Source organism: Ekhidna sp. (assembly GCF_040220215.1).
GTDB lineage: Bacteria > Bacteroidota > Bacteroidia > Cytophagales > Cyclobacteriaceae > Ekhidna.
On sequence record NZ_JAVJTR010000025.1, the window covers coordinates 167,829 to 192,944 of the forward strand.

29 protein-coding genes and 1 tRNA gene are annotated in these 25,116 nt (G+C 40.4%); 8 read left to right on the plus strand and 22 right to left on the minus strand.

What is annotated here, in order from left to right; genetic code table 11:
- The 7 genes from RIC88_RS17120 to RIC88_RS17150 are packed head-to-tail and all read right to left on the minus strand — an operon-like array spanning position 1 to position 5,420.
- Positions 1-1,155: an MFS transporter gene (locus RIC88_RS17120; RefSeq protein WP_350218792.1), complete on the minus strand. Its 1,155-nt coding sequence runs from the start codon at positions 1,153-1,155 to the stop codon at positions 1-3.
- Positions 1,155-2,165 (minus strand): glycosyltransferase, encoded by a 1,011-nt coding sequence (locus tag RIC88_RS17125; RefSeq protein WP_350218793.1) that lies wholly within the window; start codon positions 2,163-2,165, stop codon positions 1,155-1,157. The genes RIC88_RS17120 and RIC88_RS17125 overlap by 1 nt, the downstream gene beginning before the upstream one ends.
- Positions 2,166-2,870, minus strand: a complete 705-nt coding sequence (locus RIC88_RS17130) for a TIGR04283 family arsenosugar biosynthesis glycosyltransferase (RefSeq protein WP_350218794.1) — start codon at positions 2,868-2,870, stop codon at positions 2,166-2,168.
- Positions 2,867-3,271, minus strand: coding sequence for a VOC family protein (locus tag RIC88_RS17135; RefSeq protein ID WP_350218795.1), 405 nt, complete (start codon positions 3,269-3,271; stop codon positions 2,867-2,869). Before RIC88_RS17135 ends, RIC88_RS17130 begins: the two co-directional genes overlap by 4 nt.
- A 2-nt stretch (positions 3,272-3,273) precedes the next feature.
- Complete coding sequence (locus RIC88_RS17140; RefSeq protein WP_350218796.1) at positions 3,274-3,618, minus strand: DUF4260 domain-containing protein; 345 nt, start codon at positions 3,616-3,618, stop codon at positions 3,274-3,276.
- Positions 3,619-3,630: 12 nt separating this feature from the next.
- On the minus strand, positions 3,631-4,902 hold the full coding sequence (locus tag RIC88_RS17145) for an aminotransferase class V-fold PLP-dependent enzyme (protein WP_350218797.1): 1,272 nt from the start codon (positions 4,900-4,902) through the stop codon (positions 3,631-3,633).
- 38 nt (positions 4,903-4,940) lie between these two features.
- Positions 4,941-5,420, minus strand: a complete 480-nt coding sequence (locus tag RIC88_RS17150) for an SRPBCC family protein (RefSeq protein ID WP_350218798.1) — start codon at positions 5,418-5,420, stop codon at positions 4,941-4,943.
- A gap of 94 nt (positions 5,421-5,514) precedes the next feature.
- Here RIC88_RS17150 and RIC88_RS17155 point away from each other — a divergent pair, with 94 nt between their 5' ends.
- The gene (locus tag RIC88_RS17155) at positions 5,515-6,288 is read left to right on the plus strand and encodes a peptidase associated/transthyretin-like domain-containing protein (protein ID WP_350218799.1); all 774 of its coding nucleotides are present in this window, start codon (positions 5,515-5,517) and stop codon (positions 6,286-6,288) included.
- A 90-nt stretch (positions 6,289-6,378) separates the two neighbouring features.
- Entirely contained in the window at positions 6,379-6,900 is a 522-nt protein-coding gene (ispF, locus tag RIC88_RS17160) for a 2-C-methyl-D-erythritol 2,4-cyclodiphosphate synthase (protein WP_350218800.1), read from the plus strand.
- A 20-nt stretch (positions 6,901-6,920) separates the two neighbouring features.
- Here the strand turns inward: ispF and RIC88_RS17165 are convergent, their stop codons facing one another.
- Complete coding sequence (locus tag RIC88_RS17165; protein WP_350218801.1) at positions 6,921-7,082, minus strand: hypothetical protein; 162 nt, start codon at positions 7,080-7,082, stop codon at positions 6,921-6,923.
- 42 nt (positions 7,083-7,124) lie between these two features.
- Between RIC88_RS17165 and RIC88_RS17170 the strand changes: the two genes are divergently transcribed.
- Positions 7,125-8,459 (plus strand): dihydroorotase, encoded by a 1,335-nt coding sequence (locus RIC88_RS17170; protein WP_350218802.1) that lies wholly within the window; start codon positions 7,125-7,127, stop codon positions 8,457-8,459.
- Positions 8,460-8,557: 98 nt separating this feature from the next.
- Positions 8,558-8,633: transfer RNA gene (locus tag RIC88_RS17175), tRNA-His, on the plus strand.
- 230 nt (positions 8,634-8,863) lie between these two features.
- On the opposite strand, the gene RIC88_RS17180 is transcribed toward RIC88_RS17175, so the two are convergent.
- The 5 genes from RIC88_RS17180 to RIC88_RS17200 all read right to left on the minus strand — a co-directional run bounded on the left by RIC88_RS17180 (position 8,864) and on the right by RIC88_RS17200 (position 12,856).
- Positions 8,864-9,673, minus strand: a complete 810-nt coding sequence (locus RIC88_RS17180; protein ID WP_350218803.1) for an alpha/beta fold hydrolase — start codon at positions 9,671-9,673, stop codon at positions 8,864-8,866.
- 52 nt (positions 9,674-9,725) lie between these two features.
- Positions 9,726-9,935 (minus strand): MepB family protein, encoded by a 210-nt coding sequence (locus tag RIC88_RS17185; protein WP_350219161.1) that lies wholly within the window; start codon positions 9,933-9,935, stop codon positions 9,726-9,728.
- A 97-nt stretch (positions 9,936-10,032) separates the two neighbouring features.
- Positions 10,033-11,142, minus strand: coding sequence for a serine hydrolase domain-containing protein (locus tag RIC88_RS17190; RefSeq protein ID WP_350218804.1), 1,110 nt, complete (start codon positions 11,140-11,142; stop codon positions 10,033-10,035).
- A gap of 157 nt (positions 11,143-11,299) precedes the next feature.
- Positions 11,300-11,962 (minus strand): CPBP family intramembrane glutamic endopeptidase, encoded by a 663-nt coding sequence (locus RIC88_RS17195; protein WP_350218805.1) that lies wholly within the window; start codon positions 11,960-11,962, stop codon positions 11,300-11,302.
- 153 nt (positions 11,963-12,115) lie between these two features.
- On the minus strand, positions 12,116-12,856 hold the full coding sequence (locus RIC88_RS17200; protein WP_350218806.1) for a LytTR family DNA-binding domain-containing protein: 741 nt from the start codon (positions 12,854-12,856) through the stop codon (positions 12,116-12,118).
- A gap of 417 nt (positions 12,857-13,273) precedes the next feature.
- Between RIC88_RS17200 and RIC88_RS17205 the strand changes: the two genes are divergently transcribed.
- Positions 13,274-13,438, plus strand: coding sequence for a GIY-YIG nuclease family protein (locus RIC88_RS17205; RefSeq protein ID WP_350218807.1), 165 nt, complete (start codon positions 13,274-13,276; stop codon positions 13,436-13,438).
- 203 nt (positions 13,439-13,641) lie between these two features.
- On the opposite strand, the gene RIC88_RS17210 is transcribed toward RIC88_RS17205, so the two are convergent.
- From RIC88_RS17210 to RIC88_RS17220, 3 genes are all read right to left on the minus strand, one after another.
- A complete protein-coding gene (locus tag RIC88_RS17210) occupies positions 13,642-14,160 on the minus strand; it encodes a hypothetical protein (RefSeq protein ID WP_350218808.1) in 519 nt (172 codons plus the stop codon).
- Positions 14,161-14,177: 17 nt separating this feature from the next.
- Positions 14,178-15,461, minus strand: a complete 1,284-nt coding sequence (locus RIC88_RS17215) for a M23 family metallopeptidase (protein ID WP_350218809.1) — start codon at positions 15,459-15,461, stop codon at positions 14,178-14,180.
- 198 nt (positions 15,462-15,659) lie between these two features.
- Positions 15,660-16,316 carry a DUF2306 domain-containing protein gene (locus RIC88_RS17220; protein ID WP_350218810.1) on the minus strand — a complete coding sequence of 219 codons (657 nt, stop codon included), beginning with the start codon at positions 16,314-16,316 and terminating at the stop codon, positions 15,660-15,662.
- 106 nt (positions 16,317-16,422) lie between these two features.
- Here RIC88_RS17220 and RIC88_RS17225 point away from each other — a divergent pair, with 106 nt between their 5' ends.
- Positions 16,423-16,941: a DUF4442 domain-containing protein gene (locus RIC88_RS17225; RefSeq protein ID WP_350218811.1), complete on the plus strand. Its 519-nt coding sequence runs from the start codon at positions 16,423-16,425 to the stop codon at positions 16,939-16,941.
- On the opposite strand, the gene RIC88_RS17230 is transcribed toward RIC88_RS17225, so the two are convergent.
- The gene (locus RIC88_RS17230; protein WP_350218812.1) at positions 16,938-18,107 is read right to left on the minus strand and encodes a hypothetical protein; all 1,170 of its coding nucleotides are present in this window, start codon (positions 18,105-18,107) and stop codon (positions 16,938-16,940) included. The two genes, RIC88_RS17225 and RIC88_RS17230, sit on opposite strands and share 4 nt — an antisense overlap.
- A gap of 51 nt (positions 18,108-18,158) precedes the next feature.
- A complete protein-coding gene (locus RIC88_RS17235) occupies positions 18,159-21,155 on the minus strand; it encodes a PKD domain-containing protein (protein WP_350218813.1) in 2,997 nt (998 codons plus the stop codon).
- 102 nt (positions 21,156-21,257) lie between these two features.
- On the opposite strand from RIC88_RS17235, the gene RIC88_RS17240 reads away from it, so the two are divergent.
- Positions 21,258-21,746 carry a hypothetical protein gene (locus tag RIC88_RS17240; RefSeq protein ID WP_350218814.1) on the plus strand — a complete coding sequence of 163 codons (489 nt, stop codon included), beginning with the start codon at positions 21,258-21,260 and terminating at the stop codon, positions 21,744-21,746.
- Here RIC88_RS17240 and RIC88_RS17245 read toward each other — a convergent pair.
- From RIC88_RS17245 to RIC88_RS17260, 4 genes are read right to left on the minus strand one after another with little or no spacing between them, the layout of a single operon-like run.
- Positions 21,743-22,459, minus strand: coding sequence for a DJ-1/PfpI family protein (locus RIC88_RS17245; protein WP_350218815.1), 717 nt, complete (start codon positions 22,457-22,459; stop codon positions 21,743-21,745). The genes RIC88_RS17240 and RIC88_RS17245 overlap by 4 nt on opposite strands.
- Positions 22,456-22,872, minus strand: coding sequence for a nuclear transport factor 2 family protein (locus tag RIC88_RS17250; protein ID WP_350218816.1), 417 nt, complete (start codon positions 22,870-22,872; stop codon positions 22,456-22,458). Before RIC88_RS17250 ends, RIC88_RS17245 begins: the two co-directional genes overlap by 4 nt.
- Before the next feature lie 2 nt (positions 22,873-22,874).
- Positions 22,875-24,128, minus strand: a complete 1,254-nt coding sequence (gene metK / locus RIC88_RS17255; RefSeq protein WP_350218817.1) for a methionine adenosyltransferase — start codon at positions 24,126-24,128, stop codon at positions 22,875-22,877.
- Positions 24,129-24,179: 51 nt separating this feature from the next.
- Positions 24,180-24,890, minus strand: a complete 711-nt coding sequence (locus RIC88_RS17260) for an SAM-dependent methyltransferase (RefSeq protein ID WP_350218818.1) — start codon at positions 24,888-24,890, stop codon at positions 24,180-24,182.
- Here RIC88_RS17260 and RIC88_RS17265 point away from each other — a divergent pair, their 5' ends adjacent.
- On the plus strand, positions 24,891-25,097 hold the full coding sequence (locus RIC88_RS17265) for a DUF2905 domain-containing protein (RefSeq protein ID WP_350218819.1): 207 nt from the start codon (positions 24,891-24,893) through the stop codon (positions 25,095-25,097).
- Positions 25,098-25,116 lie beyond the last annotated feature (19 nt).

The following is a 25,116-nucleotide window of genomic DNA, read 5'->3' on the forward strand; positions in this document are numbered from 1 at the left end:
CTATTTCTTAAATAATGAAAAAACTCCAAGCAATGGTCCAATCGCCAAAATCAGGTAGAGATTCTCGAAAGGAACGAATTCCACCAACACGCTTAATAGCTGAATACTCACAATGGTAATCGCGAACCCAATGCAGGTCACAAGGGTCAGTGCTGTTCCTTTCAATTCAGGATTGGCATTTTGAGCAACCAGGGTAGAAAATAGTGGAGAATCAGCGATCACTACCAGCCCCCAAAAGATCAGAAATGCAATAAAGTAAGGAAGTGAAAACTGAAACATGAGAGGAGATAAGAGACAACAAATGCCGGAAAAGCTTAAAGCCCAGGTAGCCACTTTTTTCGATCCCCATCGGTCGGATAAATAACCGCCAAAAACGCAAGCCAATCCTCCCAGGCCGATGATAAAGAATGATAGTAGCGGAATGTTGACTGTCTCTAAATGGTAAGCTCTATACTGAGCCAAAATGATTGGAACGAACGCCCAGAAAGCATACAACTCCCACATGTGACCAAAGTATCCAAAAGAGGCAGCCCGAAACTCTTGGTTTTTAAACACGCGACTAATACTATTAAATTTCGGTACCTGCAGCTTGCTTCGGTATGGCCCTTCACCGACAAAAAGTCGTATCAGCAATCCCCCCAGAACCGCGAGTGCAGAGGTGATCACCAAAACCAATCGCCAGTCATAGGAAACCTCCATACTTGCAATCAAATGTGGTAAAGCTGTCCCAACCACCAATGCTCCTACCAAAAAACTAAGGGCTTTTCCGAGTCCTTTCTCGTAATAGTCGGAGGCAATCTTCATCCCTACCGGATAGATTCCCGCAAGGAAAAAACCTGTTAGAAATCGAAAAATCAGGATTTGACTAAATGAAACATCCAACACGATCAGCAGGTTAGCTGTGGCACCTAACAAGGCACTAGTAAAGAAAACATTGGAAGGATGAAAACGATCGGCGATGGTAAAGACCGCATAAACTAATGTACCAATGATAAAGCCGAATTGCACAGAGGATGTCATGAATCCCAGATCTGTTGATTGGAGGTCAAGTTTGACAATCAGATCTGGCATAATTGCATTGCCTGCAAACCAAAGTGAGGTGCACAAGAATTGTGCAAGAACAATGATAGGTAATATGAACTTTCGGGTTGCCATCAGGCAAAAAACCAAAAGTCTTTCACGGGCTTTTTCCCCCAGCTCTCCAGCTGCTTTCTTATTTCGATTTTATTGTCAGGTGAGGCCACCACGATCAGAATTTGCGGATTTTTTAAATCAGGAATGCTTTCCAAATGTTCGATGGTAATTCCATACACATCCTTTCCTACTTTTCGTCGGTTGTCGCACACCCAATGAAACGTGTTTTCTTCTTCAAAAAGGAGTTTAGCCAAATCTTTTCCATTACGACCCGCTCCCCATAGTACAAGAGGTCTTGACCTGTCTCGATCTATTTGATAGAAGTACCGAAGCTTCATATCAAAGTACCTATTATCCTTATACTCATCCCATGTTCTCGAAATCCGATCTGCTCGATCCCTCCAATAGTGCAGCACTTTGTCGATTCCGTGAACCTTGAGTCCTTCTTTGTAAAACCGAAAACACAAGTCATAATCTTCCGGATAAACCTCAGGATTAAAGCCATTCACTTTATCAAAATCTTCTTTATGGATGATCCAACAATGCGAAGGAATCACACATTCCTGATAGATTTCCTGATAGTGCGTCTCGTTTCTAGCTACTTCATTGAGCCAGATTTCATATCGGCGAAAGCCATCACCCACTTCCCCTTTTTCCACAAAGTGCTCCGTACCCCCGGCTATGATGTGACCCTTTCCATATTTCATCCATTCCTTTACCAACACTTCCAGCTTATCTCGTGGCATCTTATCATCAGAGTCCATCCGGTTAATAAGCTCTCCTTTTACAGTTGCATATCCTTCTTTCAACGCTGGAATCAACTTATGGCGTTTGCTGTGCACCACCTTGATCCGCTCATCTTTTTCTGCATACCATTTCAATATCTCCGGTGTACGATCCTTTGAGTGATCATTGATCGCAATCAGCTCCCAGTTTTTATAGGTCTGTCCAATGATTGAGTTGATACATCCGGGCAGATATGGCGCTGTGTCTTTGGCCGCCATGATAATGGAAACAAGAGGTTGAGTCATTTACGTTTTTAGGTTTTTGCTCCAATACTTTTCAGCATATGGGGAGACAGGAAAGCCTAAATTAAAACGAATGAACATATTGAGATCAAACCAAGCGATTTTAAAAAACCCATGCTCGTTAAATCTGCGCGGAGAAGTCTTAATGGATGATTTTATCAGTGAAAGTTTTCCTACCCTTCTTAATCGTTTGCATAAGTAGGCTGTCTCCATCAATGGGTTTTCTGGAACTCCTCCAATCTCCTCCAATGCCGACCTGCGTAAAAAAACTGCCTGATCTCCATAGTAGACCCTTCCAAAACGATATCGAATGCGATTAATAAAAGTGATAATTGAAAGCTTCCAATCCGGCTTCAGAAAAGAAAACTCAAAAGCTCCGCCGTAGACTTTTTGATTCTGTAGCACTTTTCTAATTTTTTGATCAAATCCCTCAGGCAAAAACGTATCTGCATCCAAAAACATTATTATCTCCCCGGACGATTGTTGAGCGCCAAAATTCATGCTCAGGAATTTTTTGAAAACAAACTCTGGCAAAGAGAAGGTCTTCACCCGCATTGCTTCAATACTTTCTAGTGTAGAATCTGTACTCCCCGCGTCTATTACAATTATTTCAAGATCTTCCTTTTTCTCGGCACAACTCAGCGTATGCTCTATGGTTTTCCTGAGATATTCTTCTTCATTGAGTGTTGGGATGATGATGGATATCATGCCTGACTGATCTCAAATAAATGGCCATCCGGATCTGTGAAAAATGCCCGAATCTCAGCACCCCAATCGACCGGTGGCGTTAAGAAATTAGCTCCTCTCTCCTTCAGTGTTTCGTAGCAACCCACGCAATCCTTTACCCGAATGGTAAATGAATGACTAACATCATTCGGGTTTTTGGGTGGAACAAACTGTGTTTCCGGTTTGTCTTTGGTTGGCTCGCCCGAGGTAACAATCAAAATCCAGTTTCCCAAAAACTGAAGCACACACGAATCTCCACCATACTCCCGGTAAATTTCTGCACCAAGTACATTTTGGTAAAAGTCTTTGGATTTGGCCATGTCTGAAACCACCAAAATGGTGGTCAGGGCCATGTCTTCTGAGGGGAATGGTGTTTTAGCCATAACTATAAATTTCCGAGGTGTGTATGCTTAAAGTTATCACTAAACTTTAACCCATACCCGAAAATGCGATCCATACTGGCATGACCAAAGAGGATAATTCCTGCAAGTTGAAACTCTGGAATCATCCACCAAAAGCCTGCAAATCCTATCAAAATAGCAACCCCTTTGTGATGGAAGAGATTGTAGGATGTTGCCCCAATTTTTGTGTTGATTAAGTATCCTAACATCCCAATATCCGGAGCTAAGATCAGCAGCAGGTACATCCACCCGGCATAGTCAAGAAAACTGAACACATAAATCGATAGTAGAAACATCATCAGTTCCTCCAGTTTGAGTTGGTTTTTCATTTGTTTGCTTTTTTAAGAGGTGGCTATTTTGGTAATACCCTCAATCAGCACATCCAGTTCTTCAGTAAGGTTATACAGATTCGGTGTGACTCTCACCACTTCCCGGTCCGGTAAATATCGAATCACCGTAAACACCTTCGTTTTTTCATAAAGTTGGTCAATCACCTTTTTGGTTTCTTTTCCCTCCACTTTGAAACTGGCAATCGCACAACTTCGTGCTGATTCTGATGGAGTAGTAACCATTACATTCGGAATCTCTCTTGCCTTAGTTGTCCAATAGTTTTGAAGATAGCGCAACCGTTTTTCTTTTGTCTGTATGGTAATGGTTTCATTGAATGACTGGGCCTCCGGAATAGTCAGTATAGTTGGAACGGAGAGTGTTCCAAAATGTCCCAACTTCATTATGTCATCCTCTTCTGAACCACTATCTCCATAAAGTGGCTTTAGGTCTTTGATGCGATCTTTATTAACATATAGAAGGCCGGCACCTAGCGGGTTGCCAAACCATTTGTGGAGGTTGACACCTACAAAATCAGCACCTAAATCTTTCAGTTTATACTCGACCTGAGCGAAACTATGGGCCGCATCGACTATTACTTCAATTCCCTGAGGTTTAAATTGATCTGATATTTTCTTAATGGGCATAATCTGACCGGTCAGGTGAATGATATGGGTACATAAAATACCCCTGGTCTTTGGGGTTACCGCCGCAGTATATCTATCAAGTATTTCCTGATCACTTTTTGGAAGCAGTGGAAGGTTAATTCTTTTTATTACAATCCCCTTTTGCTTTTCCAGCATCTCAAAGGTCTCAATCATGCTGAAATAGTCCTGTCCAGAAAGGATGACTTCATCACCAGTTTTCCAATCCAGTCCTTGGATCACAATATTGAGCGCTTCCGTGGCATTTCTGGTAATCAATGCTTCTTCCGGGTCAATCCCGGCAAAGTTTGATAAGCTGCTAACAATGGATTGGTAATCTGCTCCGTAGTTGGTTCTTAGGTACCTGGAGGAGTTAACATTTACCTGCTTGATGTTTTTTAAATATGCCTTTTGTACAGGAAGTGGTTGTACTCCAAAATACCCATTCTCGAGGTTGATAAAGTCTTTGGGCACATCATAAAAATCCTTTCGGAATTTTTTCCAGAATTTTTCATCAGTAGTCTGATCTGATTGGAAGAAACCTGAATAATCTGCAATGGTGGGACGGTTAGCTTTTGCCTGAATAAATGGAAGCCCCGTTATGCCGGCAGCCATTCCTTTAATTACTTTTCGACGGTCCATATCTATCTGTTTGGTGAGGTCATCACCAATAAAGATAGTTACTTCCCGAACTTCTCATCCAGCACCTTCACCCGATATTCAAAAATTCCTTTAAGCTGTTTTTTTACAAAAAGGGTCTGAGCAATGTGACCAAGAAATCCGAATGGAATTTTGTAGGCGACCTTATCCGTCATCAGCACGCCTTTTCCATTTTCCTCAAAGTGGTGCTCATGGTGCCACATGGAGTACGGGCCAAATCGCTGTTCGTCCACAAAGAATTTTTCTTGCTCCACATGTGTAATTTCTGTCACCCAGCTGGTTTTAATTCCTGGTAAAGGCGATACCTTATAACTAATTATTTGACCCGGATACATTTTGCCAGGCTCTCCTGAGGTAATCTTAAACCCCATCTGTTGAGGTGTGATCTTCTCCAGGTTTTTTGGTGATGAAAAAAATTCCCAGGCCTCAGACAACCCAATTGGAAGTTGCTGCATTACTGTTAATGTATAGATGCCGGAATGCTTTTTGATTTCAATCATTACCAATTAACCTGTTTTTACAGAAAATGTTAAATAATCCTAAATCAAAAATTCGCATTTATTAATCAATGATATTTGATTCTTGAAATTTCTGATGACCATATCGCTAATCCTCATTGGGGTTGCTGTGCAGGCGCAGCGTACATACGTCTATGGAGTGGTTCGTGATAGTTTGAGTGGGGACGAAATGATTGGTGTACATGTAAGAAACATTGATGCCGGCAGCTTGACATCCACCAATGAGGAAGGAAAGTTTAGGATTCCCTCACAAATAGGTGATACACTGGTCTTCTCAAGAGTAGGTCATACCACACTTGCCTGGATTGCCGACTCCACCTGGTTTCAGGAGGAAGAAATTGAATTTTTGTTGCCTGTCAATACCATTTATCTGGATGAAGTGGTTGTTGGCGAGTTTCCCGAATATAAACGATTTAAAGAGCTTATTATTCAGGAGCAACCAAAGGACACTACGTTCAAGATTTTCGGTGTGCCGGAAGTGGTGATGGATCCTTATCCGCAATTAGAAAAAAATGAATATCTGAATCCTGTCTTCGTTTTCTTCCATCCTATATCGGCTGTTCATCATTCCTTCAGCAAAAAGGAAAAAGAGAAACGAAAGATGCAGCAGATCATGAAACGCCAGCATATTACCACAAAAGCCAATCTAAAATTTACGCGTGAGTGGGTAGCTGAAAACACGAAACTTGAAGGAGACAAACTCACCAGCTTCATTGAATATTGTGATTTCTCTACCGACTACCTGGCTAGCGCTACTGTATTCGATATTCATCAGCGAATGATGGCCCTTCTACCTGACTTTTTGGAGGAGTATGAGGAGAAGGAAAGGTACAGAGAAGGCTATAAATAGGTAGTTGAATGCAGAATGTATCTACTTTTGTTGGATGAGACAAATGAGCGCATGCGAATTACATGCGTCCATGATAAATAATTAAATCGCATGAAACCCAACATACGCGTCGGTTACGGATACGATGTTCACGCCTTGGCTGAAGGTGTGGATTTTTGGATAGGAGGAATAAAAATCCCTCATACACACGGCGCATTTGGTCATTCAGATGCTGATGTATTGATTCATGTCATTTGTGATGCCTTGCTGGGGGCAGCCAATATGCGGGATATTGGTTTTCATTTTTCAGATAAGGATCCAAAGTATAAAGGGATCGATAGCAAGATTTTGCTGAAGGATGTCATCAAAATTATTGGTGATAAAGATTATAAAGTTGGCAATGTGGATTCAACCATATGCCTGGAAATGCCTAAACTCAATCCTCATATTCCGGAAATGAAAAAGGTACTGTCTGAAGTAATGAAAATAGATGAGGATGATATCTCCATTAAAGCCACAACTACAGAAAAGCTGGGATTTGTTGGCAAGGAAGAAGGCGTAGCAGCCCATGCGACAGTTTTGATTTATAGGGAACCAGATAGGCAAGGCGCGCCAACTTATCAAGGCTTGTGAGATATTGGTAAGAAGGCATGTTAATAAATCTTCTCAGATGTCAGACCATAGAGGGGTGGCGTTTTTACACCAATAGTGAATTTTCCATCCTGATAAGTCCATTTTGAGTTACCCGGCAGGTTTATGGTCTTACTGGCTTCCCTTTCATATTTTTTCAGGAAATTTGGAATGATTCTATGCAATCAGAGGGTTTGTTTGACTAACTAAATTTAAAAGTAGAGTAGATGTTTTTGATCAAGGAAACGAAAATTGTAAATGAAGGACGGATAACTGAGGGGGATGTACTGATCAAAAATGATCGGATTGAAAAAATTGGCACCAATATCAGTGTTGATTCAAACCACCAAATTATAGACGGCAGTGGTTTGCACCTTTTTCCGGGAGTCATTGATGACCAGGTTCATTTTCGTGAGCCCGGGCTCACACACAAAGGCAATATTTTCACGGAATCAAGAGCAGCAGTGGCAGGAGGCGTGACGTCTTTTATGGAAATGCCGAATGTAAATCCACAAACGATTACTCAGGAGCTGCTCGAAGCAAAGTATCAAATTGGCGCAAAAAATTCATTGGCAAACTACTCCTTCTACATGGGGAGTACCAATGACAATCTTGATGAAGTGCTAAAAACAGACCCATCGTCTGTATGTGGTATAAAGATTTTCATGGGATCATCTACCGGAAACATGCTGGTGGATGATCAGGAAACCCTGGAGAAGATTTTTAGGAATGCGCCCATTCTGATTGCCACGCATTGCGAGGATGAAGCAACCATTCGGGCTAATACTGAAAAATTTGTGGCTGAATACGGAGATAACATCCCATTCAAATATCATCCGGTCATTAGAAACGAAGAAGCGTGCTACCTCTCATCTTCGAAGGCGGTAGAGTTGGCGAAGAAGAACGATGCGCGATTACACATCTTACATATTTCTACCGGGAAGGAAACCAACCTATTCACGAATGAAATTCCTTTAGGGCAAAAAAGAATTACTTCTGAAGCTTGCATTCACCACTTGTGGTTTAGCGATGCAGATTATGATAAAAAAGGAGCATTTATCAAGTGGAACCCTGCTGTAAAGACAGCCGAGGATAGAGATCAGATTTGGAAAGCGCTGCTGGATGATCGTATTGATGTGATTGCTACAGATCATGCACCACATACGCTCGAAGAAAAGCAAAACACATACATGAAAGCCCCATCAGGTGGTCCGCTCATTCAGCACACACTGGTTGCGATGTTGGACTTTTATCATCAGGGGAAAATTTCGTTGGAGCGTATTGCCGAAAAGATGTGCCATGCCGTAGCAGAATGTTTTGAGGTAAAGGAGCGAGGATACATTAGGGAAGGCTATAAAGCAGATTTAGTGCTTGTGGACTTGAATAAACCCTGGAAAGTAGAGGAAAAGAATATCCGTGCTAAGTGTGGATGGTCCCCATTTGAAGGGCATACTTTCAAATCGTCTGTAGTGAAAACCTTTATTTCCGGACATCTTGCCTATACAGATGGAGAATTAGACGAAAGTAAACTTGGTCAGCGCTTAAAATTTGATCGAAAATAATCGTTTGTAGATTTCGTAAGGGGTATTACCTTTGCACTCCTTTTGTAAGCAAGAGCTAATTATCGGAGGCTTACTTTTCAGAGAAATCTGAAAAATATGGTGATTGTAGTTCAGTTGGTTAGAACGCCTGATTGTGGTTCAGGAGGTCGCCGGTTCGAGTCCGGTCTTTCACCCTAGTATAGAAAGCAGTTACAGAAATGTGACTGCTTTTTTTTGTTTATAGACCTCCTGAATTGATCCATTGTGGCTCAGGAGGTCACCGGCCAAAGGTTGGTCCCATCGCCTCCGGTCTTTCACGCAAAAATTTGGAACAAATTTTTGCCCTAACAAGCTGTGCTTAGGCGCAAAGCGTTGAAGATGTGCGGTGGGTATTTCCGAATGGAATACTAACTCAAATCTCAATCTCATAATCCTTTGTCATTGCTTGTTTGTCGTACTTCATTAAGAACCTCTTTTATTGATTTAATAACAAGTTCCGGTTGCTCTCTCTGAATATGATGTCCACTGTGCTCAGTATAAATTATTTTCATTTGTGGGACACCTCTGCTAAATTGTCGATAAGTATTTACTTTGGTTGATATCCATTCGTCAGGTCCAGCTTTTTTTCCAGATGCAACTAATAGATGGACTGGTAAGTCAGTAGTGAAGTCCTCTTTGAACCAGTAAATATTTTTGCTTACATAGCTCATTTCATAAGACTCTCCCTTCGTTGCTATTGAATCGGGACCAAATGAGTCCAAGGAGAATAATCGCTTCTGAATTAGTGAGTCATAATAAATTTCATCATTGGCACAGTCAACAAATACAAAGCCTGCTACCTTATCTGGGAACTGCTTATAGTATTGTCTTGCAAGACCACCACCATAGGAATGGGCAACAAAAATGTAAGGTGCTTTAATGTCTTCGCTTGTCAGTATTTTTTCAAGTTCGTTTGCAACATGGTCATAGGTCCGAACCGTGTCGATAATTTCAGAAAGTCCTAATCCTGACCTGTCATAAGAGAAAGTCCGAGTTTCTTTGGATATTTGACTTTGTACTGTATAAAAATGTTCAAGAGGGCAAATTAGCCCGGTGAGAAATACTACAGTAGGTTCGCCAGTCCCTCGGTCAAGTACATGTATTTTTTTACCGTCCACCGTAGCAAATCTGTCAACTGATTTTTCGCAAGCAATTGTCAGTAGTAGTAAAACTAATATTGGTATTACATTTTTCATGTCTCTTTATTTGGAGTGGTCTTTGTCCCAACCCACATTGCCAACAACTTTTTTATATAACTTGTGTATACGTTGTTGAATGCAGTGCATTATTTTTCATTATACAATTCAGATACTTTTTGTAATCAGTTAAACTGTTTATTTGATAAAAATAATTCAATTCCCATTTTTGAGTTCGTTCAGCTTGTTTACTTTTTACAGCATCCCAATTCGGATAAACTCTGAATGCTCGTTTTCCTTCTTTCTTGTCTGTTGATAGAATTCCTTTTTATATCAGCATAGATTTCGGGAATTTCTTTTGGTTTTTCTATTCTATTTGTTACGTTTAGAGTATTACAAATAACGTCCAGATAAATTTATCATTTGTTACCCTTTGTGTTTTTATCATCGAATGTTGGAAGCAAAATGTCTTTCATTACAGCAAATGCTAATTTATCTTCCTGTGAGTTGTAAGCACCTCCCGTAAATACAGCAACAATATCCATTTCCGGAATTACGATTATATATTGACCACCATTTCCAGTTGCTGTTTTGGAAATTAACTCCTTCCCATTTATTATAAAAGGAATGTTCCACCACAGGTAACCATATTCAACACTTGTGATGGCTGTTTTGGTGGTAGTAGATTCCTTAATCCAATTTGCTGATACGATCTGTTGTCCATTCCAACTTCCCTCATTTAATATAAGCTGACCAATTTTGGCTAAATCCCTTGGTGTCAGGTACAGCCTCTTTCCTGAAGGGATTACATCCTTTTCTGAGGTATGCCCCCACTTCAGATTTTCTATTCCTAAAGGTTTGAATAGGTATTCTTCAGCAAATTTGTCAATGGTTGATCCGGATGCTTGACTGATGATTTCTGCCAATATGATTACGCCCATCGAACAATAATTTGAGACCTTTCCGGGAGCATTAACCACTGGGAGATCCAGTGTGTATTGAATCCAATCCTCTTTCTTATAAACCCGATCTTCCTGTCCCTTTGATTTCTTATCCCAATCATTACAATCCCATCCGGCGGACATGGTTATAAGGTGCCTAATTGTTATTTCGTCCTTACGTTCATCGAGGTTTTTCTTGGGGCTATGACTTTTAAGGTACTTGGATATCGGGTCATTTATGTCATCTATTATTCCCTTTTCGATGGCGATTCCGAGAAGAATGGACTTGATGCTTTTGTTTACGGACCGCAGATCGTGCAGTTTCTTTGCGTCATACCCATTAAAGTATTCATCAATAATTAATTGGTTGTTCTTGATTAGCAATACACTATGAAGATTGTGCTCTTCTCCTATGATTTGATTAAAAAAAGTATAGAGACGTGTGGTATCAAATGCTGTTGATTTCAAATGGTTTGTTTCCCATCCATCTCCAAGTTCTACAGGCTGAGAATACATATATCCACTTTGAGCAATACAAAGCGGACTTATAAATAGTATTAAAATTAGGTGGATGATTAAGTTTTTCACAATAAAAGGTAACGACCAGCAAAGCTCCGTAGGCTTAGACTATATAATATCGATAAAAGTATCTTTTCGCAGGGCCTTTTGCAAATAGCTCACTAAGCTTATGGATAATAGTGTTTGCTGGCAACTATCTTGTATCATGAGATTATTACTAATATCATTACGCCAAACCAAAGTAAATACATATTAAAGCAATGGTGTCGAAAAAACCATGTACAGCAATAACAAACCATAAATCGTATTTACGCAAATAGAATATTAGGGCCAAGAGAGCTCCTACAGTTCCTGTAACAAGTTGCCCTGTAATCCCCTGCTGGCTATGCATAAAACCAAAAAAGCAAGCAAATAGGATAATGTTAAGCATAATACTGGCTTTGCTATCACCAAAGAATTTTACGAATTGACGCATAAAATAACCGCGAAAGATGATTTCTTCTCCAAACCCCGCAGTAAGCCATACTATCGGTAAAGCAATTAAACAGGCCGTAAGGTCTCCTTCCAATTGATCAAAATTCGAATAATCTATAGGAGCTCCGGTAAGTATCGCAATTCCAGGAACTAATACAAAGGCATACAATGCAAAGAGCCCTAATGCAACTATTGGGGCAATCACCAAGATGTTTTTGAAATTGAATTTTTCACGTTTAAAGCCAAGGGCTGAAAATGGCTTTCCTTTATATTCTATATAATTAGCTATAATGATTATTATCGAAATAATGATATTCTCTATGATCATTCTTTCCATTGGTCCAAACCATAAAAAGCAGATGATAGAAACGGTAATTAATGGAATTAATATTTGCCGTAAGGTGATTTTGTTCATAGTCCTTTGTTTTTTGATTTGAAACAAAGGTGAATCAAAAAGCTACTCAATTGACACTTTAAGCATGTTTTGGTACAAAAGAACCATTTTTAGGTATGAAGATTTTACCGTAAAATCGACTGGTAGGAAGGCCCCAGTTTTAGGTACAAAAAACTATGCAGACAGAAGTTCCTTATTGAAAGTTTTGGAAACAGGAAGCTCCATTTCGGTCAGGTATATTGTGTTTGAGTCTTTCCACGATTTGAAATGAGTGGGGTTGATAAGATGTGAACGGTGTACTTGCAATAAGAAATTAAATTCAACTTTTAAGTTCTTTAATGAGGTACGAAGTAGTTTGGAATGGAGCGTATTGCTTTGGGTGTAAAAGATCTCGACATAGTTTTGTGCATTAGATACACAGATCAATTCTGCCTTTTTAATTTTTAATATATCTAGTTTATTATCTCCCTTTATGATCAGGCTATCTTCCTTTGCAGGTATTAGTTTGATGAGGTAGCTTCTGGCAATGGCCAGGATAGTTAGGTTTACAATTGCCGCCCTCAACATGATTTCGGTGTTCCATTCAAGGAAAGTATAGCCACCATTAATTATTGGGCTCTTATACAGAGCGAATGTGCCTATAGTATGAATGATGTAAAAAAATAAGAGGGCGCTAACTTCAAGGCCAACAGACCACCTCCGGATTTTTTCAAATATTGCCTTTTGGATCACAGCTATAAATCCATAGGCTAAGAACGCGATCAAATTGAATCCGATGCTGGATCGGACCCAAAAATAGAATCCAGTCGTTTGATCACTAAAAGGTTTCACCATATACATGAAGAGAAAACCCCATAGAGCGAAGCACAAACCTACAAGTAAGTGGTATTTGATAGATGGATTCAGTTTATTCATTTGAACTACTGGTCATTTTTATTCGGTTTTGCATTAAACTTTGCAGGAATTCGTTAAAAGAATAGATGTATGCTATTTAGTTGTAGTGTTTAGCTATTTTCTATTTTGATCAGGGGTTATTTTATCGGTTGTTGCCAACAACCGGCTACAGCACACATTATGCACTATCTCCACTTATATGTGCAATAAAACTACACAATATCTCTTTAGACAAATGTCAATTGTCATACCACTTAGAGTGGTGGGACGACTTTCTTCATGCTTGTGAGAAATTTGTAGCTGTTAGAGATTGCAAATTCTGGATTGCAGGCTTTGCCACATAAGAGTTTTTATGCTCTAAGCTCTTTCACGCAAAAATTTGTTCCAAATTTTTGCCCTGACAAGCTGTGCTTCGTCAGGGCTTTTTATTTTAACATGATGTACTTTGTTTACATTCTATACTCCAAATCATGCGATAAATACTATAAAGGTCAAACCATCCATCTGGATAATCGGCTGAAGAGACACAATGCTGGTTATGAAAAAGGGACCTCACTTGGTCTTGGAAAATGGTTTGGCATGCATCAAAAGATACTCGAGTAGAGGCTGTAGAATTGGAAAGAAAGCTGAAGAATTTGAATAGGGATCGGCTTAAAACTATTAAAAAATACTCTTAGTGATTTTCCATCAAGGCGCAAAGCGTTGAAGATGTGGGATGGATCTTTCGCATTGAATACTAGGTTCAGCTAAGGTGAGTGTGACTACTTTAGGTAAAAACACTAATACACATTCACCTTAGCAACCTGTTATGTCAATACGAAATAGCCAATCTTGGTAATTATACCAGTTGATTGATTATAATCAATATATAAGCACACGGTCTCATCATTTGATGGGACAAACAGAATACTCTTGCCTCCGTCCGTGTCATTATTCTTCTGCGTACCACCAAGCTTAAGGATATGGTCTCCAATTTTGACTGTACGTCCATTTACCGTTATTGAAACGGATGGGCCGGTTATCTCAAAATTTCCAAGATTTCCGGTCGCTTCTATATGATTAGTAAACTCTAATTCTAAATCCGAATAAGTAAATAAGCGACTTAGAGCGCCCGGTATAGGGTCTTGATTAGTTACAGTGACATTATCACCAAGCAAGCTTTTTACCTGATTAACATCTCCACCAGAATCCCAAATTTGCCTGAGACTCGCATTATTGATTTTGATATTCTCAAACTGAGTAGGTGTTAATACGTTTTCTGTTGGTTGTGCCACTATTTGGAAAGCCGATACAGCTATTAACAATACTAATATTAAATTTTTCATATTCTTTTTTTTAAAAATTAGCAATCTGAATCTTTAATTGAAGCACCATCATCGTTGATTATCGTTTTTAGATAAGCACGGGGATCAACCGGATCAAAATTTTTCAAATAATCTGATTCATGGCTTCCATCATGTTCTTTTATTTTGATGTGAACATGAGAAACAGTCATCCCTTTTTCAATGGCTCCTTTCAAGTTACCCGAATCCCCCTGATAGCCTATGATCTGTCCTGCAAGTACATTGCCAGAGGTTACCCGGTTATTTTCTTGCATATGAAAGTATTCGGTAATAATAGTTTTTCCATTAACAGTTGATTGAATACGAGTAAACCAGCCTGCTGACTTGGAATGAAATGATGTATAGATAGATCCAGTGTACATGGCCCTTATCGGGCTTCCATATTCATTCACTAGATCAATACCTCCATGATATTTTTTACCAGGATAAGAAATTCCACTCAATTCACAGACACTTCCGTTCCGTGTACACCCAAACATACCCCCAGCAATACCAGAATTTTTTTGCTCAGCAACAATAGGATAGGGGACTGGATCACCCAAACAAGGAGTATCTTCTACAGTGGCCAGTTCTATCACATCATCACCGGGATTAGGCGATTCACTTCCTCCTGCCTGAGCTTCTATCCCATCTATAAAGTCGCCATCATCTCCACCTGTGTCTCCTCCGCTAGTAACACAAATACTAACAGGGTAAAAAGTCCTAGGCATTACGACCACAGTTCCGTCTGAATCAACATAATTATTGTTGACCTCTATCCAGATGGTGGTACAAGTAGTACTTCCAACCCTGCCGCCTTCATCCGCATCTTCAACCTCTTCATTTCCCCAAATTTTTCCAGTAGAAAGGGAGGTGAGTTGTACGTCTCCATCAAAAGGGTTTTCGATTCTGAAAGAAAGATCACTTCTCCAATTCTTGGAAGGTTGAAAGGAAAGCAAGTATGGAAATAGCTCACCATCTTGCTCAAAAACGATCAAATCATTTGAGTAACAACCATTGTCTAGTCTCACATTCATACTGTAAGAATTGTAATCCAAAGTTTCATTTTCTATAAATCGAACCTTATTCCAACTAGCCTGTTCAATGATATTTTCATCATTCCTAGCCCTATCGTTAGCAATTACTAGACCATAAGAGTTTAGTCGACTCTTTATTGATTGAAGATGGGTATTTTTATTGATGGAAAGATAATCCTGATCGGTTGGTTCGTCAGAATTCAGTTTCTCGTGCTGGCATCCAATTAAGGATAGCAGAATTAAAAAGAACGTTAGATTTTGTTTCATAGATAATTTTAATAGTGAGTAAATTGTTTCTAACTATCGGCTACAGCACACTTTATGCACTATATCCACTTTATATGTGCAATAAAACTACACAATATTTCCCTTACACCTCTTTAGATGTTATGTCAGTCGTCCTACCACTTAAAGTGGTGGGACGACTTTCTTCATGCAAATTCGGAATAGCGGAGCTATTATTTTTTAAGCTAATTTCCTCATCCACTTTTTTGACATCAACGAGACAATAGGAGTACCGATTATTCCCGGAAGTATCCACAACAACCACTGATAGGAACTACCGGGCATAAAAATGTTAGGGTTCTGAACAGCGAATGCGGTGACAGCTGCAATGTAGCTTCCTCCCATGGCGCCAATGTGCTGCTTAATCCACCAGGTCTTCTCAACTGTTGGTTTGCTGATAAAAAACCTTAAGTCCTGAGTCGCATTTAAGGTGGTGAAAACCCCAAACAGTATACAGAGGAAGGCAAGAATCGTATTAGCTGTGTTGAAATAAAGATGACCGCCATAAATGATAATCCCGATTCCGAAAAGGAGGGTAACAATGCTTACCATCCAATCATACCACTTTTCGGAACCGTCTTTTTTTCGTCTCAGAATACGAACCCCTACAAAAGATGCATGAAAGGTTAGTACTGCTATGACCATGAGAAAAGCGCTGAATCGATAAAATGAAATGATCATCCAGGCGCTTATGCATATCCACCACATGGCACCTACATAGATTCTACCCAATAAAATATGATTCGCTGAGCCTTTACGATTCAAAAATTGAATAAGGCCCAGCAGCAAAACTGTGCCACCACAAAAAATATGAGAGAAGATCAGAAACGTGTGCATTGCTTTTTTAGGCAATTCAAAGTGAAAAATAGCCAATCCAAAAAATAGATTGACTGAACTGTTGATTTAGCAAGATGAATTGTGGCTTCAATCTTATCTTGGTGTCATGTATCAGTTTCTTTCTCGTATCTCTAATAAATACTTCAGCAGATACGCACATATTTTGTTTAAGTGGTTCTTCAATAAGTCTCCGATGTATCGCAGAACTACAGGCAGAATTACATCCGTAACCAAAGACCTAAGCAGGATAGAAGTCAAAATCCCTCTTTCTTATAAGAACAAAAATTACGTCGGGACCATTTTTGGGGGAAGTCTATTTTCAGCCACCGATCCAATTTACATGGTGCAATTGATTCAGCTTTTGGGTAGAGAATACGTGGTTTGGGACAAATCCTCCATGATTAAATTCAAGCGACCGGCCAATGAAAACGCTTATGTTGTTTTCGAGTTTACGGATGAGGAAATTTCAAAACTAAAAGCTGATATCTCCGCTAAAAAAGAAGTCGATCTTACGAAAACAGTTCTAATAAAAAGCAAAGAAGGTAAAGTCTTCTGCGAGATTGAGAAAACGATATATGTGGCGGATAAGGAGTTTTACAAGGAGAAGAAAAAAGCTATATCCTAATTCTTAATCGGCATCCGTTTAAACTCCTTCGTTCTATCAAACAGATATCTATAGGTATGATGTGTCTTCACTACATCACCCCCAACCTGCTCCACCACTTTGATCATTTTAGGGTTAAAATCCCCAATCCAGTTCATTTCTAATTGCTCATATCGCGTGTACGTTTCCTGTACCACATCCCTGATGGCCAGAATTAGTGCACCATCTACTCCCTTTCCTTGATGCTCTGGTGAAATGCCAAACACCAAACCAATCATTTTTTTGTTGGTCTTCCTGATTTTGTGATAAAGGAATTTCAATTTTCCAATGAGGTCAAGCTTTCCATTTACGTGTTTGAAAACCTGGTTCAATTCCGGAATATTGATGTAAAAACCAACAGGTTGATCCTTGTGGTAGCCGAACCACATGATCTTTTCGTCCATGATTGGTTTCATCTTTTTGATGATTGCATTAGCCTGAAGGGAAGACATCTCCGCTACCCCCGGATGACGCGCCCATGCATCATTATAAACTGTTCTAAAATCCTCAGCGTATTTTTTTAGTTTCTTCTTCTCGATGTGTCGGAAGGTGTAATCCCCATCTTTTTGAGCCACCTCCGCTTTTTCATAAAGACGATCACTTAACGGATCCATCACTTGCCGTCCAAACGTGAATTGTTTGAAGTAAACCTGAAAGCCATATGTTTCAAACAACTTTTGATAATATGGGAAATGGTAATTGCATTGATAGTTTGGCGGTCGGTCAAACCCATCCACAAGCAACCCCCACCAGGTATCACGGTCACCGAAGTTGATCGGTCCGTCCATAGCTTCCATGCCTTTATCTTCCAACCATTTTTTGCCCGTATCAAAGAGGAGGTTTGCGGCTTCCTGATCATCGATGCAGTCAAAAAACCCAACCCCTCCGGTTGGTTGGTCATTGTCTTTGTTGACGGTCTTTTTATTTATGAAAGCAGCTATTCTACCTATTGTTTTGCCTTGTTCATTCCTTAGTATCCAGCGCGTGCATTCTCCGTTTCTGAAGAATTTATTCACTTTCGGATCAAAAACGCCATTGATGTCTTTATCCAGCGGTCGTATCCAGTTGGGTTCATTTTTATAAAGCCTTATTGGGAAGTGAAGAAATTCGTTAGCTATTTTTTTATCCGTGATTTCGACTATGTGCATGTGTCAAAGTTCTGGTAAAAAAAACAAATTCCTAATATCAAATTTTGCAGGTTATTCCTTTATTATTCTAACAACTTTTACTTCTTCCCCATTAATAAACTTGAGTATATAAACCCCATCAGAAAGGTTCTCGATATTCATGATAAAATCAGAGCTGGCCGTTGTTTGCTTGATCATCTCTCCGGACATAGATACTAACTGGATGATGGTATTAGGCTCATTGATTTTAATAGACAGATTATCCTGTGAAATACTTGGATAAACTTGTGTTGAATTTTTGTTAACACTTAATGGTTCATTCACCAGGATAAAATTTTCAACAATGAGCTCATCCTCCGTGTCTCCAGTAAGAATTAACGTGACATCAAATTCACCAACCTCTTCATAGGTCACTACCGGATTCTCATTGGTAGAGCTGCCAGGAGTTCCCCCTTCAAAAGTCCATGACCAATCGGTTGGATTTCCATCATAAATGGACGAGAAAGTAACACTTTGCCCCTTATCAATCGACGCAAAATCAGCTGAAATGGACTCAATGGTTATCAGATCCAAAACAGTGATCATTTCTGAACGGGTTTCCTCGTTTAAAGTGACATCATATTTTCCGGCTTCAGAGTAAGTAACGGTTGGAGTTGCCTCGGTAGAGGTGCTTGGTGTTCCGCCTTCAAATGTCCACTCATAGCCAGCTGATTCATCGACCAGGATCGCACTAAATGCGATGCTCTCCCCCTCAACTACTTCCAGCAGGTCAGCGGAAATAGCCAACACTCCAGTACCACCTCCAATGATATCAGCAGACCACAGGCCTCTTCCGTATGTTGCTGCAACAATTTTTTCAGACTCGTAATGAATCTCCAGTTCATTTACTATCACATTAGGAAGCCCACTAAACCATGGCTCCCAGGTTCCCGAGTTGTCTTTTTGATATACACCCACGTCAGTACCAACATACAACTGATCATCTGTGTCGCGTTGGTGAACGATACAGTTTACCGGGAGGTTTGGAAGGCCCGCTGAAATATTTGTCCAGGAATCTCCACCATCTGAAGATTCAAACACCTTATTTTGACTATTGTAACCGGAGAATGTAGCCCAAAGTTTTTCTGGATTTTCCTCTGATATTGTAATATATGAAAGGTAATCCGATGGCAATCCAGCGCTGATATTTACCCAGTTTTCTCCACCATCAGTTGTTCGGTAAGTTGTATACCCTGTGGATATATACATGTAGTCAGAGTTGGTTGGTGATATTTTTAGGCTGGTTATATTGGAACTTGACCCAAAATCTGAAATTTCTTCCCAGGAGCTGTTCGAGTTATCATATTTCCAAACATTTTGATATCCGGCATACAAGAAATTATTGTCCGCCGGATCCAGCATATACGGAGTTATCCACGCACCAGTACCATCAAGATCTCCGGCTATATAGTTGATATTTCCAGTCCCTCTGTTGGTGTATTTAATCAACCCACCAAACTGGTACGTGCTGTACACAACATCACCATCTGTGTGGTCTATGACTGCCTCCATTCCATCCGCCCCAAATATGTGCGTCCACGTACCATTTATCATGATATTGCTGCCATTGTCCTGTGCCCCTGCGATGATTACATTTTCATCATTTGGATCAAGGCCTAATCGATAAAGTTGTGTATTATTGAGTCCTTCCGAGAGATCTACCCAGCTTTCACCAAGGTTGGAACTCTTCCAAATTCCTCCATCACATCCGGCATAAAGCTCACCATTCAGGAAGTCCAGGGTGTGATTATCGGCATGAACGTAATTACTTGTATTGGATGGGTTATACACCCAGTAGTTGAGGATTTGAAAATTATCATTATCATCTTGCCAGGTTGCTCCACCGTCTTTAGAATTCCAAATATGCACACCGCTTACGTAGATATCCTCTGCATCATTTGGATTAACTGCAATGGCAAGATCGTACCAGCCTTGTCCAGAGTCATCATCAGCAGTAAGTGAGTACCCAAAAATATTTGGACTATCTGACTGCAACGAAAATGTTTGACCGGAATCTGTAGAACGATAGACCCCACCGAATGTGGAGTTATCCGCAGAAGCGAGGAGGTATACATATTCCGGATTGTCCGGACTTACACCTATGGCTGTTCTGCCAAGGTTTTCAAGTGGGGTGGTAATGGTGCTCCAGGTGTCCCCGCCATCCTGAGAAAGGCCGAAATCACTTGAGGCCCTGGTGCTGGCATATACCACAGATGAATTTCCCGGCTTAAATTCAATGTCTACAAAGGATCCACTATTAACCATCGTCCATGACTCAGCGCCATCGGTTGACTTCCAAATCCCACTCGTGCCGGCAATCAAAATAATATCACTATTGTCCGGATCAACAATCATTCGGTACATTCTGCGAAAGTCTGTTACCACCGGACTGAAGTTAGAATTATTAGCCCATGTGATGCCGCCATCGGTCGATTTAAACACACCATAGCTATAGGTGTCTGCTCCGTACGCATCTCCTGTTAAAACGTACATCTTGTCGGGATCCTCCGGGTCAATGAAAAAATCAGTTACGCCAAGAATTGGAAACTCTTCGGATAGGGTAGACCAGCTATTTCCTCCGGTTTCACTTTTCCAAAGCCCTCCGCTGGCTGTTCCAACAAACAGTGTGTTGGGATCAGTGGGATGAATGTTGATGCTGTTTACCCTTCCAATCCCTGGATTATATCCGTTGGTGCCATTTTGCCAGGAATAAGGCCCCAATGACTCCCAATTACTATTTTCCGCCCTGGATTTTGACATTCTCACGTCTTCTGCTTTTTTGATCTGATAGACCGAAGCAATGTTTGGTATCTGACCATTTATAAGTCTAGGTGCATTTTTATATTCCCAGCGTTTAAACTGCTTGTATCCGTTACCTTTTTTGAGCACTTTGCCATCCCATTCATCATAGAATGCTTTCTGTATTTTCTGGAAATCCCTTTCGCCATCCATCAGGAGTCTTTGCCACTCTTGAGAATAGGCCGTAAGTGAAATAATTAAGGCGGTTAGTAGTATCGGTAGCTTTTTCATTTTGGATCAATTATAAGAGCATTAAATTTAAGCAAATTAGATTGCGAAGACATTAATCGCTAAATAAGTCCTTGTAGCTAAGGATGTTTTAAAAAGATCACCATGAAATACATATACATTGGAGCTATGCTCGCTGCACTTATTTTGGGAGGCTGCAAGGCAAGCGAAAGTTTTTCCGGTTCTGAAAGCGTTTTAGTAAGCAAACTCCAGGACAAATACAGCAACAATGTTTCGTTTGTTCTGACCAATGTTTCAGATGAACCTGTGCAGGTAGAGTCTACCCAACATTTGTATATAGAGAAGAATGAAGAGGGAAGTTGGGTAAGAATACCCTACATACCCTGTGCTTGTGGCACACCATGTAGACCACCGGCTGTCAACGAGGTAAAACCGAATGAAACCATTGAGATTTCATGGGGGTTGATATCCCGAAAGTGCGGGAATGAAAATGGGATAAGGCCACCCATTAAAACTATTGAGGAAAAGGTCGCTGCGGGTGATTACCGAATGACTTTCAACGTGAACAGGCAAAAAGATGGAATGCGACTGACACCTGAAAAGCTGGTAGTCAGCTTTTCACTTACGGATTAATCCACTTTAATAAATTCATAGTCATTCAAGTCCCAGTCGATGACTAAGCCACGACCGACTCCTTTCGCTACTTTGTCTCCATATAAATGGTGAACCAGATATAGCGACACGTCATAAGACTTTGCTCCTCCTGCGGAGGTTAGCAGTTTATCATGATGTACGAAAGAGACGTTTTCATGTACTGTGAGATTAGGGAATGTTTCCCGGAATTTTTCAATATCGGTTGGAAATGTGGTGGACTCTTTTCCTTCTACCAACCCTGCTTTTGCTAAAACAAATGCTCCATCACACAATGATATGACATAATCGGCCTTTGAACCAACTTCGGACACCCAGTTGATAAGGACTTCATTTTCAAGGTCGGTATCCATGTTGTGTTCTGCACTTGGAACCACCAGAATGTCTATCTCCGGTAGATTAGGACTATCAAAGGAATAATGAGGAATCAGCTTTAACCCCTCGAAAGACGTCACTGTATACATCGTTTCTGCTACAGTAAAAACCTTGATTCCTCCGTCAGTATGGAAAATAGTATGCTGGAAAATGTCATAAGGAGCCATCAATTCGGAATTATAAACTCCATCAATCATTAGAAATGCAGCATTGAAAGATTGACCTTCCGCAACAGGATCTATTACAATCGGTGAATTTTCACTGGTGGTCTGGCAACTTACCAGGGTTGCAATTAAAAATCCTATCCAAATCTTTTTCATGGCATTTTCAACTTTAATTTATCCCAAAGGCTCATTTCTTTGAGGTTGGCCAGCATTTTCTCTCCTACTTTCTCAATGGCTTTACTTGGACGAATCATCACCTTGAATTCCGTGATTTTATTTTCCTCATTCCAGGTAATTATATCTACACCATCCATGATGATTCCATCTATTTCGGCATTGAACTCTAGCATGGCGTCTCGCTCACCTATGATTTCTTTTACATAATGAAAGTTGGCACTTTCAAACATTTTAGCTGCTGAAAGCAAGTAGACCATAACGATCTTTCGCCCCTTTTGAGGTTTGAAAAGAATAGGAGAATAGAATATGGCGTCTTTGTCAAGGATGGACTTAAGCAACTTAGCATCTCCGTGCTTTACCACCTCATGCCAGCTACTTATTAGACTATTCATGGTTACAGGCCAAACGCCTCTTTTACCTGATCAACATAATCAAGCTTTTCCCAGGTAAACGTCTCCACCACTTTTTTCACTTCTTCATTACCATTTCCTTTGAAAATCACCTGCTTTACTTCAGGAGCCCTTCCCATATGCCCATAGGCAGCAGATTCAGAATAGATAGGTTCTTTAAGCTTCAATCGTTTGATGATATAAGCGGGACGCATATCAAAAATCTTTGCAACGATTTTAGCAATTTCACCATCCTTCATATCCACATTAGATGTTCCGTAGGTGTTAACATAAATACCCATCGGCTCAGGAACTCCGATAGCGTAAGAAACTTGAACAAGCACCTCATTAGCCACACCTGCTGCAACTAGGTTTTTCGCAATATGCCTGGTGGCATAAGCAGCAGAGCGATCTACTTTGGAAGGGTCTTTTCCGGAAAATGCTCCACCACCATGTGCTCCTTTTCCACCATATGTATCGACGATGATTTTTCTTCCGGTAAGCCCGGCATCACCGTGAGGCCCACCGATTACAAACTTACCGGTTGGGTTGATGTGGTATTTGATCTGATCATTGAAAAGTTCCTGGTTTTCGGCCTTCATTTTAGCAATGACCCGAGGAATCAAAATGTTGATCACATCTGCCTTGATCTTCTTCAACATATTATCCTCATTGTCAAACTCGTCATGCTGGGTAGAGACTACTATCGCATCAATTCGAATCGGATGATTATTGTCATCATATTCAATTGTAACCTGCGACTTGGCATCAGGCCTTAGGTAGGTCATCTCTTTGCCTTCTTTTCGAATGGCTGAAAGTTCCATCAAAATGCTATGCGAGATGTTTAGCGCCAGCGGCATGTAATTGTCCGTCTCAGTGGTGGCATAACCAAACATCATACCCTGATCACCTGCTCCTTGCTCATCTTCTGTAGCACGATCAACTCCCTGGTTAATATCAGGAGATTGCTCATGGATTGCGGAGATCACTCCACAGGAATTTCCGTCAAACATGTATTCGCCTTTTGTGTAGCCAATTTTGTTGATTACTTCACGCGCAATGTTCTGAACATCTACATAGGCTTTGGTTTTTACTTCTCCAGCTAAAGCAACAAGTCCGGTTGTCACCATCGTTTCGCAAGCTACTTTGCTGTCCGGGTCGAAAGCGAGGAAATGATCCAATAGGGCATCTGAAATCTGATCGGCAATTTTATCCGGGTGTCCTTCGCTTACGGACTCTGAAGTAAATAAATAGGGCATCTATGTAATGTTTAAACTGGTCGGCAAATTTAGAAGATTCGGTGAACTACGTTATGGGAATTGACCAAAACTAAAAATGGCTGGAATTTTATGTATTTGAATGTCAGTCTTCTGCCATTTTGATACTGGCTGAGTTCTAATTTTTTCATTAGATCCGGAGATGTCTGCAGCAACACTGAGTAAGGTATCTGGTCTGCACGTCTTCAAAATGTCTTTTATTAATTGCTGATTTCGGTAAGGGGTTTCCATGAAAAGCTGCGTGTATCCGGTCTGACTCAGCTTCTCCAACTCTCGTATTTTTTGCTGTCTTGGGTTTTTGTCAATCGGAAGATATCCGTGAAACGTAAATTTTTGTCCATTAAAGCCGGAGGCAATCAATGCCATTTGGATAGATGAGGTTCCAGGCATTGGCACCACCTGGATGTTTGTTTGATGTGCAAAACTTACTGCCAGGTTTCCAGGATCTGCAAGGCAAGGAACACCGGCCTCAGAGATTACCCCCATGTCTTCTCCATTTCGAAGGGGTTCAAAAAGAGGATACATCTGATCCCAGTTTGATTTTTTATCTAAAATTTTAAAGTCAAGCTCGTCAATAGTGATACCGGCTTTCAGACTGCTTATAAACCGTCTGGCTGTTCGGACATTTTCAACAAAAAAAAACTTCGTGTTTAGAAGCACTTCAGTCACCATTGGTGAAACAAAAGACGCATCGTTATCTGTTGACAAGTAGGTAGGAATTAGGAACAGTTTACCTTGACTCATATGGGCAAAATATTGATTTTAGTTGGAATTGTTTTAGTGATTGCTGGTTCGATCCTGGAATTCGCCCCGAATGTTCCATTAGGGAGGCTTCCCGGAGACATCAGGATTGAGCGTGAAAAATTCAGTTTTTATTTCCCCATCACTACTTGTGTACTCATAAGTCTCGTTCTAATGCTTTTGGGTTATTTGTGGAATAAAATTAGGTGAGAAAGGGTTATCTCAAATT

Bases quoted from the DNA above. Each gene is read 5' to 3' on its own strand.
- RIC88_RS17240 (WP_350218814.1), top strand. From the start codon at position 21,258: ATGAAATACATATACATTGGAGCTATGCTCGCTGCACTTATTTTGGGA.
- RIC88_RS17250 (WP_350218816.1), bottom strand. From the start codon at position 22,872: ATGAATAGTCTAATAAGTAGCTGGCATGAGGTGGTAAAGCACGGAGAT.
- RIC88_RS17235 (WP_350218813.1), bottom strand. From the start codon at position 21,155: ATGAAAAAGCTACCGATACTACTAACCGCCTTAATTATTTCACTTACG.
- RIC88_RS17200 (WP_350218806.1), bottom strand. From the start codon at position 12,856: ATGAATAAACTGAATCCATCTATCAAATACCACTTACTTGTAGGTTTG.
- RIC88_RS17170 (WP_350218802.1), top strand. From the start codon at position 7,125: ATGTTTTTGATCAAGGAAACGAAAATTGTAAATGAAGGACGGATAACT.
- RIC88_RS17260 (WP_350218818.1), bottom strand. From the start codon at position 24,890: ATGAGTCAAGGTAAACTGTTCCTAATTCCTACCTACTTGTCAACAGAT.
- RIC88_RS17140 (WP_350218796.1), bottom strand. From the start codon at position 3,618: ATGAAAAACCAACTCAAACTGGAGGAACTGATGATGTTTCTACTATCG.
- RIC88_RS17155 (WP_350218799.1), top strand. From the start codon at position 5,515: ATGACCATATCGCTAATCCTCATTGGGGTTGCTGTGCAGGCGCAGCGT.
- RIC88_RS17265 (WP_350218819.1), top strand. From the start codon at position 24,891: ATGGGCAAAATATTGATTTTAGTTGGAATTGTTTTAGTGATTGCTGGT.
- RIC88_RS17210 (WP_350218808.1), bottom strand. From the start codon at position 14,160: ATGAAAAATTTAATATTAGTATTGTTAATAGCTGTATCGGCTTTCCAA.
- RIC88_RS17220 (WP_350218810.1), bottom strand. From the start codon at position 16,316: ATGCACACGTTTCTGATCTTCTCTCATATTTTTTGTGGTGGCACAGTT.
- RIC88_RS17135 (WP_350218795.1), bottom strand. From the start codon at position 3,271: ATGGCTAAAACACCATTCCCCTCAGAAGACATGGCCCTGACCACCATT.
- RIC88_RS17195 (WP_350218805.1), bottom strand. From the start codon at position 11,962: ATGAACAAAATCACCTTACGGCAAATATTAATTCCATTAATTACCGTT.
- RIC88_RS17180 (WP_350218803.1), bottom strand. From the start codon at position 9,673: ATGAAAAATGTAATACCAATATTAGTTTTACTACTACTGACAATTGCT.
- metK (WP_350218817.1), bottom strand. From the start codon at position 24,128: ATGCCCTATTTATTTACTTCAGAGTCCGTAAGCGAAGGACACCCGGAT.
- RIC88_RS17125 (WP_350218793.1), bottom strand. From the start codon at position 2,165: ATGACTCAACCTCTTGTTTCCATTATCATGGCGGCCAAAGACACAGCG.
- RIC88_RS17130 (WP_350218794.1), bottom strand. From the start codon at position 2,870: ATGATATCCATCATCATCCCAACACTCAATGAAGAAGAATATCTCAGG.
- RIC88_RS17245 (WP_350218815.1), bottom strand. From the start codon at position 22,459: ATGAAAAAGATTTGGATAGGATTTTTAATTGCAACCCTGGTAAGTTGC.
- ispF (WP_350218800.1), top strand. From the start codon at position 6,379: ATGAAACCCAACATACGCGTCGGTTACGGATACGATGTTCACGCCTTG.
- RIC88_RS17205 (WP_350218807.1), top strand. From the start codon at position 13,274: ATGTACTTTGTTTACATTCTATACTCCAAATCATGCGATAAATACTAT.
- RIC88_RS17120 (WP_350218792.1), bottom strand. From the start codon at position 1,155: ATGGCAACCCGAAAGTTCATATTACCTATCATTGTTCTTGCACAATTC.
- RIC88_RS17145 (WP_350218797.1), bottom strand. From the start codon at position 4,902: ATGGACCGTCGAAAAGTAATTAAAGGAATGGCTGCCGGCATAACGGGG.
- RIC88_RS17225 (WP_350218811.1), top strand. From the start codon at position 16,423: ATGTATCAGTTTCTTTCTCGTATCTCTAATAAATACTTCAGCAGATAC.
- RIC88_RS17150 (WP_350218798.1), bottom strand. From the start codon at position 5,420: ATGATTGAAATCAAAAAGCATTCCGGCATCTATACATTAACAGTAATG.
- RIC88_RS17230 (WP_350218812.1), bottom strand. From the start codon at position 18,107: ATGCACATAGTCGAAATCACGGATAAAAAAATAGCTAACGAATTTCTT.
- RIC88_RS17215 (WP_350218809.1), bottom strand. From the start codon at position 15,461: ATGAAACAAAATCTAACGTTCTTTTTAATTCTGCTATCCTTAATTGGA.